Genomic DNA, 12,892 nt, shown 5'->3' on the forward strand with positions numbered 1-12,892 from the left:
TGCTATAGGTTTAGTTTGCTCAGGTATTCGGGGGTGCGCATCTGTTTTTCAATAGTGATAATCTCTGTCTTGCTGATAGTTAGCTTTAGTTTTTGATTTCTATGTTTTCGCTATTAGCTGACTTAGGACAGATTTTACACATAAAAAAAAGCCTCACTGTGAAGTGAGGCTTTTTGCGCTTTTTCAAGCCATATTTGGAGCGGGAAAAGAGATTCGAACTCTCGACCCCAACCTTGGCAAGGTTATGCTCTACCACTGAGCTATTCCCGCTTAGTATCAATCCGTAGCGTTGTTAACAACTACTCCGTCTCGATAGGCTGGCTATTTTAGCAAATATTCTGTGGGTGTCAACACCTTTTTTAGAATTTATTTCTAATATTTTTAGCTAAATACCCTTTTTATCGGATAAACCAACATAAGCAATTGATTTAAAAACAGGAATTAATTTTAGCTAAATAAAAAATATTTCACATTAATTATAGAAATTTAAGTCTGAGCTTTACTTCCCTTAGCTTTATAACGGTCATAAGACAATCGATAAAGGAAAAACGCACTATTTTCACTCTAATAAAAACATATCACACTTACAATCATACGCTTTATTGTTACTTTTCCTATCTTGGTTTTAGGTGGTTAACATTATTATACTTATGTCCAATGGCAGTTAAGGTAAACTTTTACTGTTTAAGCGGATCAATGAGCACTACTAAAAGATCAATAAACACGGCTCCCACATCTGCTGCACTATTTTTCAACTTGTTTGACTTTACGTTTTTCCATCTTATAGAGAGGATATTTTTATGAAGAAGTTATTAACCACGACAGTGATGGCCGCTTCGTTGTCAGCACTGACTTTAACTGGTTGTACCAGTACTACCAATTCTGGCGCAGTTGGTGTTGATCGTCAGCAGTTGCTATTGGTGTCTAGTGAGCAAGTATTGGCGCTATCTGCCCAAAGCTATGCCAAAACAATACAAGACGCAAAATCAAAAGGTGTGTTAGATACCAATACCGCTCAGCTAAACCGCTTAAAAAATATTGCGAATCGGTTGGTTGGTCAAGTTGGCGTCTACCGCGCTGATGCAGCCAAATGGCAATGGGAAGTACACACCATCAAGTCTAACGATTTAAATGCATTTGTGGTGCCGGGTGGTAAGATTATGTTTTATTCAGGCATCATCGATCGTTTGAACCTTACTGATGATGAGATTGCTGCCATTATGGGTCATGAAATCTCTCATGCATTGCGTGAGCATTCACGTGAGCGTCTATCACGCGAGTATGCAACCCAAACTGGTATCGGTCTGGCTGCCAGTATATTTGGCCTATCACAAGGACAGGCTGAGTTAGCTGGTACTGCTGGTAATTTAGGCTTAAGCCTACCCCACAGTCGCACTCAAGAAAGCGAAGCCGATCAGATCGGTCTTGAGCTGATGGCACGTGCAGGTTATAACCCTCAGGCGGCTGTTACGCTTTGGCAAAAAATGCAAAAAGCAAGCCAAGGTGAGCCGCCACAATTCCTTAGCACTCACCCAACGAGCAGCAGCCGTATCGCAGAGTTACAGTCATTGATGCCAAAAGTTACGCCTCTATATCAACAGTCGCGCCGCTAATAAGTAGCTAATTAGCTACCTTTACGCTTTAACAGTGCGAGTTTAGATATCATAGAAGCAAAGTACAGCCAAAGCGTTGTGCTTTGCTTTTTTAGTTATAGCCATACATGGCAGGTTTTATAATTGACAAGCATTGCAGTTGATAAGCATTGTAATCGACAGGGTTTGCAATTGTTCGATTTGGCAATCGCACGCTATCCCGCTTATCGTGTCTGTTATAATGCCGATAAATATTATTTGCAGATTGCTCAATCAAATTGCGCAAAACACACTGAAGGATTGTTATGAGTACCACACCTACTGCCGACGCACTTCATACCGAATTACAGGCACTAGAGCCGCAGCATATCGAACTGATCAATGAGTCGATGTCGCATGCTGGTTACTTTGAAGGTAAAGAAAGCCACTTTAAACTTACTATTGTTAGCAATGCTTTTGAAGGCAAACGACTGGTCGGGCGTCATCAGCTGATATATGGCCTAGTCACGCCTTTACTCACTTCGCAAGGCGGCCAAGTGCATGCCCTCGCTATCCATGCCTATACTCCGACAGAATGGCAAGGTCAAAGCCCTGAGAGTCCATTATGTGCTGGTCAAAACAAATAGGCGACTGGATTTGAATCGCAACTACATATTTTAAATTAGCCTATATACTGCAGTTTTAGAGGGAGCAATATTCAATGAAACATCTACATATGCTGATGGCAGCGCTGACTGTTGTGCTATTTTTATATCAAAGCTACTTAGTACTCAGCGCGGATAGACGCGCACCACGTGTGGTCAAAATAGCCACGCATGTTATCTATGCCCTACTTATCCTGTCAGGGGCAATGATGCTAATGCAATTGATGGGTGCCAACGCTCCTGTACAGTGGGTATTTGCCAAAATCATCTTACTTATCGCGGCTATTAGCTCAAGTATCAAAGCGTTTAAAGTTGATGCGACACCTGTGCAAAGAAAAACAGGTATTCTTATCGCTGCCGTTGCTTATATCGGGATCGTAATACTTGCCTTTGCCAAACCAGCAAACTTATTTTAATAAGCGATTTTCTGTTTTAATAAGCAACCGTTTTAGAAAGCTGTCGATATGTTGATGACATGATACGAAAATTTTTCATCATCGATGGATTTTCAATATCTTAATCGCGCTATTTTTGCTATCTTAAATAGATATAAATACAATCACTTAGCCACTGGAGCCATTATGAAAACGTTTACGACAGCGACACTACTAGCTGGCATTTTTGCGCTCTCAGGCTGTGCCTCTACTGGTAACATCACCCCGCAATATGTACCGCCAAGTACTTATCAAAACTACAATTGCCAAGCCCTTAGCCAAGAGTACACTCGCGTCAACCGCTATGTCGAAGCGGCTCGCAACGAGCAATCTACGCTATCGGCATCAGGCGTCGGTGTAGGCGTCTCTGCAGGACGCTGGGGTATTTCGCCGAATATCAGCTTTGGTCTAGGCAAGAGCAACAATACCAAAGCACGCGATGCAAAATTATCGCGTCTCTACGGTGAGCGTGATGCAATTGTCCAGTCGGCGCGCATTCAGCGTTGTAGCTTTGCCAATGGCATCAAGATTTATGGTGAATAAGCTTAAGCAAGTGCAAAGCTATCTACACGGCTAAAACAGTGTATGACACCGTAAAATAGTACATGAAATAGCAAAAAGCCAATATGCAGATCGCATATTGGCTTTTTTATTGCTACGGTTTTTTATAAGAAAACATGATTGCTTGGATAGATAGCTTGGAGAAAAAGTAATCTAGCCTGACTAATACTACGACTGTAAGCTTTGCACCCATTGGATGATTTGATGACTTGGTAACGCGCCTGATTGACGTGCGACTTCTTTACCATTTCTAAAAGCAACCATCGTTGGCAAGCTGCGAATATTGTAAGGAGCGGCTGCCTGCTCGTATCTATCCGTTTGTACCTTGGCAAAGAACACTTGTGGCAATTGACTAGCAGCGCTCTTGAACTCTGGCGCCATCATAATGCAAGGCTGACACCAACTCGCCCAAAAATCCACGATAGTCAGTACATCGTTCTTTTGGATAACCTTATTGGCTGTTTGCGCATTTAGCTCATGCGGACTAGCAGTCAATAATGGTTGACCACATTTACCGCATTTTGGCGCAGCGCTTAATCGTGCAGCAGGTACACGGTTGGTTGCTTGGCAATGTGGGCATACTAGATGAAAACTTTGCTCACTCATTATTTAATTCCTATTCTAATTATTTTGTTATTTCAAATACTCTTCATGAACGCTCTTATCTAAAAAATAGTTACGTTGCTTGCTGTAGTTATAGTCGTCGTCGCGTTGATTGGTAAATAATTTTAGCATAGTTAATTGGGCTTATCCTTTATGCCAGTTGCTGTGCCACACCGCTATATACATAGCTCATTGGTCTTGGGCCGGGCAAATACGCTTCGCTCAACTCGTCAATGACAAACCCACTTTCTCTGATAAGCGCTGGAATATCGCGATCTAAATGACATCCTCCCGCTATAGGTTTCCAAAAAGGCGTCAATCGATGCTGCCAACGCTCAACAGAAGAGTCTGGTGCCAGTCCATGCTCACAAAATAATAAGCGTCCGCTAGGTTTTAACACGCGCGCCATTTCCCGAAGCGCCGCTATTGGATCATCAATACTGCACAAGGTAAAAGTCATCACAATCGTATCAAATTGATCCGTATCGGCATGGATACCTTGTACATCGACGGCTATCACTTCAACTGGAATGCCAATGTTAGCCGCACGCTCACGTGCAAGCGACTGCATTTGAGCCGCTGGATCCACACCGATGATAGAGGAGACTTTGTTAGCATCATAAAACTGTAAGTTCAGACCGCTACCAATGCCGATCTCTAACACCTTACCGAGCGCTTGCGGAACAATTTTGGAACGTGCTTTCATCACATTGCCTGTACTACAGGCAATATCTATCATCTTTGGCAACACATAGCGCTCGTAAGGGTTCATTGCTCTCTCCAGTTATTGCCGCACTTAGCGCTTGCAGGTGGTCATACATAGCATCTAAAAATGAACAGTCTATAGGTTAGCATTCTTATAGATATTGATCATACGATACTTACGTAGAGCTGCATCAGGTAATGATCTTCAGTTATTAAACTGTTTAACCTATCCACCGAGGACATTGATCGGAACTTTTAGATAACGTGTACCGTTGTCTTCTGGCTCTGGAAAATGTCCTGCATCGATATTGATTTGTACAGCAGGAATGATAAGGCGAGGCATATCTAGAGTCGCATCACGGCGCTCACGCATCTGCACAAACTCTGCTTCGTTTATACTGTCCTTAACATGGATATTTTCTAGTTTTTGCGCGGCTACTGTCGTCGTTGGGCAATGCTGACGACCTTTGCTTGGATAATCATGACACAGATACATGACGGTATCTTCAGGAAGTGCTAGCAGCTTCTGAATAGACTGATAAAGCGTTTTGGCATCGCCACCAGGAAAATCACAGCGCGCTGTACCGACATCAGGTGCGAACAATGTATCTCCAACGAATACCACTGTTTTCTCATTATCAGCGGCTAGATAAGCCATATCGGCACGTGTGTGACCGGGTACATACATCGCAGTGATAGTAATATTGCCAAGCTCTAAGGTCTCGCCTTCGTCTGTCAAGATATCAAACTGGCTGGCATCAGTGCGGAAACTCGTGTCAAAGTTAAAAATTTGCTTAAAGATTTTTTGTACTTCGGCGATATGCTGACCGATGACTAATTGTCCGCCAAGGCTTTCTTTTACATGAATGGCCGCCGATAAATGATCTGCATGCGCATGGGTTTCAATAATGTACTTGAGCGCCCAACCCTGCTCACGTACAAACTCAATCACTTCATCGACACTGCTGGTATTGGTTCTGCCTGACTTAGCATCGAAGTTCAATACAGGATCGACAATGGCGCATAATTTTTGCTCAGTATCAGCAAGTACATGGGTATAGGTTTCTGTATCGCTATCTAAAAAAGAATGAACTTGCATGGCGGCCTCTTTAGTTATTTATACATAAGTTATTTATACATATTTTGGACATAGGGATTTTTATCTTTAATTAACCCTTAAGTATGATATTCAGTCGTATATAATGCGTTCCTACGATTTACCTGATGCCACCAATATAACAACCACTATACAATTTATCAATTTATATAATGTAATTAATGATAACTTGCTATGTGGCGTGATATCATTGATAATCAACTATATATTGTTCAAAACATCATGGCACTTGTTACCATCTAATGTAAGGAATTTGTTCTGACTATTTCTATTTCAGCCGAAGGTACACCTACTCGCAGTACCACTGACGATGGGTCATCTGATACTGCAGATTTAGTACCTGCCGATCTTGCTAAGCAAATGCAGCAAGCATCGCTACAAGCCAGCCAACTATTAAAGTCGCTATCGCACCCTGATCGCCTACTTCTTCTGTGCCAATTGACCCAAGGTGAATATTGCGTCGGTGAGCTTGAAGACTTGGTTGGGGTTGGACAGCCGAGCTTATCGCAGCAATTGGGTATATTGCGTAAAGACGAGCTGGTCGCCACACGCCGCGAAGGTAAGCAAATTTACTATAGTATCGCAAGCGAGGATGCGCTAGCTGTACTCGATCTACTGTATCAACGTTTTTGTGCCAAAGCAGAATAAATCTGCCCTCGCCTAATTATTTGTACTATCTACTGTGGTGATTGATATGTCCTCTATCGTCGCTCGTCTGATTCCAGCTTGGCTGCGTCAATACCAGCTCTCAGCGTTGCCGACTGATCTCGTCGCAGGCATAGTGGTGGGCGTGTTGGTCATACCGCAGAGCCTAGGTTACGCCGTATTGGCAGGACTGCCGCCTGTCTATGGCCTATATGCAGCGATCGTACCTGTCCTCGTTTATGCTTGGCTCGGCTCTAGCAACGTGCAAGCCGTAGGACCGGTTGCCATTACCGCCATCATGACAGCCAGTGGCCTACTGCCTTATGCTGAGCAAGGCACTGAACAGTATGCACTGATGGCCAGCCTATTGGCACTGATGGTAGGTGCACTGCTATGGATAGCAGGACGGTTAAAACTTGGCTGGATCATGCAGTTTATCAGCCGCGGCGTGTCCGCAGGGTTTGTAAGCGGCGCAGCGGTACTTATATTTGTCAGTCAGCTCAAATATCTGACCGACATTCCGGTCACTGGCAATAGTTTGATTGGGTATCTATCTACCATGCAACGCTATGCCAGCCAGCTGCATCCATTAACCTTAGCTATCGGTATTACCGCATTTGCGCTATTGGTTGCCAATCGCTATGCAAGTGAGTGGATATGGCAGACGTGGCTATCATCGTCATATGCCAAATGGGCAGAGCGCTTATTCCCGCTTATTTTACTTGGCATCGCTATCCTACTCAGTATGGCACTGCATTGGAGCACACATGGTGTGGCGACCATCGGTCGTATTCCACAAGGGCTGCCAAGCTTTACGTTACCGCATATCTCAGACCTGCAAGAAGCACTGAAGCTTTTACCAACCGCAGGATTGATGGCACTGATCGTATTTGTATCGAGCAGTTCAGTTGCCAGTACTTATGCGCGCTTGCGTGGTGAAAGCTTTGATGCCAATCGTGAGTTAACTGGACTTGGGCTGGCCAATCTGTCTGGTGGACTGTTCCAAAGTTTTGCGGTTGCAGGAGGTTTTTCGCGTACGGCTATCAATGCCGACTCAGGCGCGAAGACACCACTAGCTAGTCTCGTTACCGTACTGGTAATGATTGCCGCGCTCATAGCCTTTAGCAATGCGCTTGCTCCACTACCCTATGCACTACTGGGCGCAACTATCATGGCCTCTATCATTGGCCTGATAGATATTGCGACGTTGAAATCTGCATGGCAGCGTGATCGCTTAGATGGTGCTAGCTTTTTGGCTGCGTTCGTCGGTGTGCTTATATTTGGACTAAACACGGGGCTGGTCATTGGTCTCATGGTGTCATTCGCCAGTCTCATCTGGCAGTCGAGTAAGCCGCACGTGGCTGTCGTTGGACAGTTGGGCGGCACAGGGCATTTTCGTAATATTAATCGCCATGATGTAGTGACTTTTAGCAATTTATTGATGTTACGTATCGATGAGAGTCTGTTCTTTGGTAATAGTGAATCCGTACACCGACACATCCTAAATGCCATGCAGCAATATCCCAATGCCAATGAAATCATATTGATTATGGCTGCTGTCAATCATATAGATCTGACTGCTCAAGAAATGCTTTGTACCTTAAACCACGAGTTGGCGTTACAGAATAAGCGCTTACATTTTAGCTTTATCAAAGGTCCTGTGATGGACATTATCGGTCACACCCCATTGATTAGTGAGCTATCAGGGCAGGTCTATCTGAGTACTTTAGATGCTGTCGATGCATTAAAATAATCTATAGTTTGACCACAACAAAGTCGCTGCGACATTAACTTCTCTCAACCTCAATTACTATTGTCGTCTACAACACAATATCGCTATGATAGCGCCTGTGTTATGCTAGACGCACTAAATAGGGAATCAATTAACCTATAAATCCGCCTAAAGAATGCTGGTGTATAGTCCTTTGATATTCTTAGCCCAACCCTCAATAATAAATATACTTTAACAAATATAACTGAACCTATTTTATGACCGATGATTTAACGATTTATAAGCAAATATACCCAAGCCAATGCGTTAAGATTGCTGAGCTTGGTTATCGCTCAGTGCTTAATATTCGCCCAGATGCCGAAATTGAAACACAGCCTAATAGCTGCGATTTGGCGACTGCTACCGAACAGGCAAACCTAGCGTATCAGCATCTGCCATTTGATGATGAGCGTTTAAGTATGCTGACGGTCGAGCAGTTTGCCGATTTCTATCACTCAATGCCCAAGCCTATATTAATGTTTTGCGGTACTGGGGCACGCGCCAAGCTACTGTACCAAAGTGCATTGATGCAAGGTCTGTTATAACGATAACCGTCGCACGAACTCACACGTTTTATAAACCCAACAACACCAATAAAAACAAGGAGCTCTTATGAGCCATGAAGTTAGCTTTACCGGACAAATCACGCCTGACCAAGTGCCTATGATTGCCGAAAATGGTTTCAAAACCATTATCAACAACCGTCCTGATGGTGAAGAGCCAAATCAGCCAACCAGTGCCGAAATCGAAGCAGCAGCCAAAGAAGCTGGACTTGCTTATAAAGAGATTTCTTTTGCAGGTAATGAGCTGAATCAAACTCACGTCGAAACGTTTGCAGATTTCTTTAATCAAGCTGAGCAGCCAATGCTGATTTTTTGCCGCACGGGTAACCGCTCAAACGGTATCTATGAAGCAGCTAAGCAAATGGATTTACTAGATGACTAGTGCAGCATGAACAGACTAGACAGTTAGAGTATTTAGCCCACAGAATCTTGTGGGCTTTTTACTGCGCTTATCATTATGCTCGAAGTGTCATTAGCCACAAGCAGCCCAATCACTACCTAGTCACAGCCCAATCACTTCCCGTTAGCTGCACAGCAACCTCAATAGTCACGACAAGTGGGTTACTATACGAGCGTAATACCGCTATTATCATTTGATATGCTTGATCTAGCTTAGTGGTTAAGACACCTCATTAGCTAGACGATTAAATACCTAAACACATGGAATGTGAGCAGCTGTATGGTGACAAGGTTGCCCCGCTGCTATTTACTTTCAAAACGCCATCTTGATATGGCATTTTAGTTTTACAAGGAATGTTTGATGAATAATACCGCGCTAGCATTACTGCCACTAGCCCTTGCCTACATTATGTTCACTCTAGGAGCAGGGCTAAAACTTAGTGATTTTAAGGTCATTGCCAAATATCCAAAAGCGTTCTTTGTTGGCTTAATCAATCAAGTTGTGTTGGTACCGTTGGTTGCGCTAGCAGTCGTGTTAGTAACGGCTCCGCCACCAGCGATTGCTTTTGGGATTATGCTGATTAGTTTTTGTCCCGGTGGCGTCACTAGCAACATGCTGACCTACTATGCCAAAGGAAATGTCGCTCTCTCTATCGCGTTGACCGGTGTAGTCAGCATATTGTCGGTCATTACATTGCCCATTTTAATTACGTTGGCTTTTGATCATTTTATGAAAGATCAGGCGAACTCTATTAGCGCCATAAAGATTGGCCTAGTCATGTTCTTATTGACCACATTGCCCGTATCTCTTGGTATGCTTGCTCGCCACAAATTTACTGACTTTATGGTACGTCGTAGCAGTCTGCTTAACGGCTTGGCCAGCGTGTTTTTTGTCTTAATTGTCTTTGCTGCTATTGCCTCTAACTGGCAACTACTACAATCACAGTTCACTCAAATTGGTTTAGAACTTATCTTTATCATTGCTATTTTATTTGCTATTAGCATCTTAATTTCTAGAGTCCTAAAGCTTAGCTGGTTTGATACCAAAACCATCTCGATAGAAACCAGTATCCAAAATAGTACAACGGCTATTACCTTAGCTCCTATCATCATGGGTGTGAGCACACTGCCAGTTATAGCACTGCCTGCTGCTTTGTACGGTGTGCTGATGTATGTCGTTGCGCTGCCCGTTATTTTCCTAATCAAAAACAAAAACTGATTGTAGTAAGTACGAGAAATAAAAAGCGCACTTCTAAATATTAGATGGGCGTTTTTTTGTAATATGATTTAAATGATAGAAATATAGCTCGGGTTATAGACTGGTCAATACTCAACATTGAGTACATAATAAAATGCTACTGTTATCGCTTAATAGGACTCTATGATGCAAAAACCGCTATTAATTATTGGGAATAAAAACTATTCATCTTGGTCGCTACGAGCGTGGCTGTTGCTCAAAGCATTCAATGTTGATTTTGATGAGCAGCTTGTTGAGTTGTTTCATCCATCAGCACGTCCAACGCTCGAAACGCATTCACCAACGGGTAAAGTACCTATTTTAGTCTATGGTGAAAAAGATAATAAAGTAACCGTTTGGGACACCTTAGCGATTGCGATGCATGTTAATGAGTACTTTACGGATATTGATATTTGGACAGGCATTGATAAATCTAACGCTGAAAAACGAAATAATAATCAAAGTAGAATAAATAACGCCTATTGCCAAAGCATCGTGGCGGAGATGCACTCAGGATTGACAGGTATTCGTAATGAAATGCCGATGAATATACGAGCAACGGCTAAGATACAGCCAAGTAGTGCTTGCTTAGCAGATATCACTCGTATCGAAGACATCTTTGACGATTGTTTAAAAGGTCGCTCAGCAGACAGTTTCTTATTCGGAGATTTCACAGCAGCCGATGTGTTTTTTGCTCCAGTGGTGCTGCGATTACAGACTTATGCTGATGCGTCCAATATTGCTTTGCAGCCAATGACCAAGCAGTATTGCCAAACTATGCTAAATCATCCACACATACAGGCGTGGCAACAATCAGCACTGACAGAAACTCGAATTATTGAAGAAGACGAAGCAGGAGAGATACTGTCTGTCGTTGGCGTATTGGCGAATAACCATTCATTTTAGGCATAAATAATATCTTGCATAAAAAAACCACTTCAGCTTAGCTAAAGTGGTTTTTTGTTTGATAAGACTTCGAGCATAACGTTTTACTGCTTTTGCTCTAATGCCTCTTTTACTGCTTTTTTACCCCATGCGCTCAAATCGAGATCCAACTTTTCATACTCTTGCGCATCGAATAAAGGCTCTTTGACCCCAGCTTTTAATTGTCTTGCAAAGTCATTGAGCAAACGCTTGGCTCGCGGGAATAACATAATCAATGCCAATAAGTTGGCTAGCGCCAGTACACCCATGAGAGGATCAGCGAAGAAGAACACAGTGGTTGCCGCTGGCGCAACTGCACCGATGAATAATATCGCAATAACCACAACGCGTAAGACCAAAGTCGCCATTTTGATATTCTTTTTGACCAAAAAGTTAATCGCATTTTCGCCCATATAATAATTATACATAATAGAGCTGAGGGCGAATAACAATAACGATATGGTCAAGATATACTGTGACCAATCGCCAAGCTGATTACTCAATGCTTGCTGCGCCAGTACAATGCCATCAACTTCAGCGCCTGGCTGATATACTCCGCTCAGTAAAATCATAAATGCGGTGGCACTACATACGATTATCGTATCAATAAACACAGACAGTGACTGTGAGATACCTTGACTCACAGGATGAGTGGCGTAAGCGGTGGCGGCAATATTAGGCGCAGAACCTAGACCTGCCTCATTAGAGAATAAACCACGCTTCATACCCTGCTCAATCGCCACACCAATACCACCGCCCACGACAGACTCGATACCAAAAGCATTTTTTACAATCAAAACCAACAATGCCGGTAATTCTGTAAAGTTCAGCCCTATGATAATAAGCGCCATAGCGATATAGATGAGCGCCATCACCGGAATGACCACATCGGCGACTTTAGCAATACGCTGGATGCCGCCAAAGACAATAAAGCCACCTGTAATCACCAATACTACGCCCGATATCCAACGCTCAATCCCAAAGCTTTCAAGCGCTGAGCCTGCTACCGTGTTGCCCTGAAACGCCACAAACCCGATAGAAAAAGACAGTAGTAGCGAGATCGCATAGATGACAGCGAGCCAGCGATAGTCTTTACCTAACCCATGTAAAATATAGGTCGCAGGGCCACCGCGAAAGTTACCATCATTGTCTCTACGCTTGTAAAGCTGGGCTAAGCTACACTCGACAATGCTGGTCATCATGCCAATTAAGGCCACAACCCACATCCAGAATACCGCTCCCGGTCCTCCTAAAGAGATGGCAACAGCAACGCCAGCAATGTTACCGCCGCCCACACGTCCACCGATAGAAACGAGCAACGCCTGACGGGCAGAGATTCCGTCGTCTCCTACTTCATCCGTTTTGAACACACGGAACATACGTTTAAAATATCTAAACTGGGCAAACCTACCTACGATGGTGAATAGTAAACCAAAGATAATTAGCATAGGCACGAGCGCCCAGCCCCACGTTAGATCCCCGACTAGGGCAAAAAAAGCTTCAATGTATTCCATGCCTATTTTCCTTATAGTTCATGACGCTATGATAGGTTTTATTGCATACATTATTGCATCAACAACACGAGTTTGTAATGCAAATGTCGAATTTGTAACGTAAATACTGATATTTTCTGAGTGAAAACGCGTTATTTGTTTACTTAAGAGTCCATTTTCTAAATATCAGGATTTTTTATATAG

At 43.2% G+C, this 12,892-nt stretch carries 14 protein-coding genes and 1 tRNA gene; 10 read left to right on the top strand and 5 right to left on the bottom strand.

Annotated features, from left to right (window positions below):
• Positions 1-195: 195 nt before the first annotated feature.
• Positions 196-270: transfer RNA gene (locus B2863_RS05490), tRNA-Gly, on the bottom strand.
• Between the two features lie 530 nt (positions 271-800).
• Here B2863_RS05490 and B2863_RS05495 point away from each other — a divergent pair.
• The 4 genes from B2863_RS05495 to B2863_RS05510 all read left to right on the top strand — a co-directional run bounded on the left by B2863_RS05495 (position 801) and on the right by B2863_RS05510 (position 3,213).
• Positions 801-1,613, top strand: a complete 813-nt coding sequence (locus B2863_RS05495; RefSeq protein ID WP_057761502.1) for a M48 family metallopeptidase — start codon at positions 801-803, stop codon at positions 1,611-1,613.
• A 284-nt stretch (positions 1,614-1,897) separates the two neighbouring features.
• Positions 1,898-2,218: a BolA family protein gene (locus tag B2863_RS05500; RefSeq protein WP_296208083.1), complete on the top strand. Its 321-nt coding sequence runs from the start codon at positions 1,898-1,900 to the stop codon at positions 2,216-2,218.
• A 74-nt stretch (positions 2,219-2,292) separates the two neighbouring features.
• Positions 2,293-2,652: a SirB2 family protein gene (locus tag B2863_RS05505; protein ID WP_296208085.1), complete on the top strand. Its 360-nt coding sequence runs from the start codon at positions 2,293-2,295 to the stop codon at positions 2,650-2,652.
• A 165-nt stretch (positions 2,653-2,817) separates the two neighbouring features.
• Entirely contained in the window at positions 2,818-3,213 is a 396-nt protein-coding gene (locus tag B2863_RS05510; protein ID WP_057761508.1) for a hypothetical protein, read from the top strand.
• A 186-nt stretch (positions 3,214-3,399) separates the two neighbouring features.
• On the opposite strand, the gene trxC is transcribed toward B2863_RS05510, so the two are convergent.
• The 3 genes from trxC to B2863_RS05525 form a co-directional block, all read right to left on the bottom strand.
• On the bottom strand, positions 3,400-3,837 hold the full coding sequence (gene trxC / locus B2863_RS05515; protein ID WP_296208087.1) for a thioredoxin TrxC: 438 nt from the start codon (positions 3,835-3,837) through the stop codon (positions 3,400-3,402).
• Between the two features lie 148 nt (positions 3,838-3,985).
• On the bottom strand, positions 3,986-4,606 hold the full coding sequence (locus tag B2863_RS05520) for a class I SAM-dependent methyltransferase (protein ID WP_296208089.1): 621 nt from the start codon (positions 4,604-4,606) through the stop codon (positions 3,986-3,988).
• A gap of 159 nt (positions 4,607-4,765) precedes the next feature.
• Positions 4,766-5,638, bottom strand: a complete 873-nt coding sequence (locus tag B2863_RS05525; RefSeq protein WP_296208091.1) for an MBL fold metallo-hydrolase — start codon at positions 5,636-5,638, stop codon at positions 4,766-4,768.
• Positions 5,639-6,016: 378 nt separating this feature from the next.
• Between B2863_RS05525 and B2863_RS05530 the strand changes: the two genes are divergently transcribed.
• The 6 genes from B2863_RS05530 (at position 6,017) to B2863_RS05555 (ending at position 11,177) form a co-directional block, all read left to right on the top strand.
• A complete protein-coding gene (locus tag B2863_RS05530) occupies positions 6,017-6,304 on the top strand; it encodes an ArsR/SmtB family transcription factor (RefSeq protein WP_057761516.1) in 288 nt (95 codons plus the stop codon).
• 46 nt (positions 6,305-6,350) lie between these two features.
• Complete coding sequence (locus tag B2863_RS05535; RefSeq protein ID WP_296208094.1) at positions 6,351-8,054, top strand: SulP family inorganic anion transporter; 1,704 nt, start codon at positions 6,351-6,353, stop codon at positions 8,052-8,054.
• Positions 8,055-8,290: 236 nt separating this feature from the next.
• Positions 8,291-8,617 carry a beta-lactamase hydrolase domain-containing protein gene (locus tag B2863_RS05540; RefSeq protein ID WP_057761519.1) on the top strand — a complete coding sequence of 109 codons (327 nt, stop codon included), beginning with the start codon at positions 8,291-8,293 and terminating at the stop codon, positions 8,615-8,617.
• 67 nt (positions 8,618-8,684) lie between these two features.
• Positions 8,685-9,017, top strand: coding sequence for a TIGR01244 family sulfur transferase (locus tag B2863_RS05545; protein WP_057761521.1), 333 nt, complete (start codon positions 8,685-8,687; stop codon positions 9,015-9,017).
• A 378-nt stretch (positions 9,018-9,395) separates the two neighbouring features.
• Positions 9,396-10,253: a bile acid:sodium symporter family protein gene (locus tag B2863_RS05550; protein WP_114701569.1), complete on the top strand. Its 858-nt coding sequence runs from the start codon at positions 9,396-9,398 to the stop codon at positions 10,251-10,253.
• Between the two features lie 162 nt (positions 10,254-10,415).
• A complete protein-coding gene (locus B2863_RS05555) occupies positions 10,416-11,177 on the top strand; it encodes a glutathione S-transferase family protein (protein ID WP_296208101.1) in 762 nt (253 codons plus the stop codon).
• An 83-nt stretch (positions 11,178-11,260) separates the two neighbouring features.
• Here B2863_RS05555 and B2863_RS05560 read toward each other — a convergent pair whose 3' ends face one another.
• Entirely contained in the window at positions 11,261-12,709 is a 1,449-nt protein-coding gene (locus B2863_RS05560) for an alanine/glycine:cation symporter family protein (RefSeq protein WP_296208102.1), read from the bottom strand.
• Positions 12,710-12,892 lie beyond the last annotated feature (183 nt).

The sequence above is a fragment of the Psychrobacter sp. UBA3480 genome (assembly GCF_002377945.1).
In the GTDB taxonomy this organism is placed as follows: Bacteria; Pseudomonadota; Gammaproteobacteria; order Pseudomonadales; family Moraxellaceae; genus Psychrobacter.

Coding starts and splice junctions, on each gene's coding strand:
- B2863_RS05530 (WP_057761516.1), top strand. CDS start 6,017: ATGCAGCAAGCATCGCTACAAGCCAGCCAACTATTAAAGTCGCTATCG.
- B2863_RS05555 (WP_296208101.1), top strand. CDS start 10,416: ATGATGCAAAAACCGCTATTAATTATTGGGAATAAAAACTATTCATCT.
- B2863_RS05525 (WP_296208091.1), bottom strand. CDS start 5,638: ATGCAAGTTCATTCTTTTTTAGATAGCGATACAGAAACCTATACCCAT.
- trxC (WP_296208087.1), bottom strand. CDS start 3,837: ATGAGTGAGCAAAGTTTTCATCTAGTATGCCCACATTGCCAAGCAACC.
- B2863_RS05545 (WP_057761521.1), top strand. CDS start 8,685: ATGAGCCATGAAGTTAGCTTTACCGGACAAATCACGCCTGACCAAGTG.
- B2863_RS05560 (WP_296208102.1), bottom strand. CDS start 12,709: ATGGAATACATTGAAGCTTTTTTTGCCCTAGTCGGGGATCTAACGTGG.
- B2863_RS05505 (WP_296208085.1), top strand. CDS start 2,293: ATGAAACATCTACATATGCTGATGGCAGCGCTGACTGTTGTGCTATTT.
- B2863_RS05500 (WP_296208083.1), top strand. CDS start 1,898: ATGAGTACCACACCTACTGCCGACGCACTTCATACCGAATTACAGGCA.
- B2863_RS05535 (WP_296208094.1), top strand. CDS start 6,351: ATGTCCTCTATCGTCGCTCGTCTGATTCCAGCTTGGCTGCGTCAATAC.
- B2863_RS05550 (WP_114701569.1), top strand. CDS start 9,396: ATGAATAATACCGCGCTAGCATTACTGCCACTAGCCCTTGCCTACATT.
- B2863_RS05520 (WP_296208089.1), bottom strand. CDS start 4,606: ATGAACCCTTACGAGCGCTATGTGTTGCCAAAGATGATAGATATTGCC.
- B2863_RS05495 (WP_057761502.1), top strand. CDS start 801: ATGAAGAAGTTATTAACCACGACAGTGATGGCCGCTTCGTTGTCAGCA.
- B2863_RS05540 (WP_057761519.1), top strand. CDS start 8,291: ATGACCGATGATTTAACGATTTATAAGCAAATATACCCAAGCCAATGC.
- B2863_RS05510 (WP_057761508.1), top strand. CDS start 2,818: ATGAAAACGTTTACGACAGCGACACTACTAGCTGGCATTTTTGCGCTC.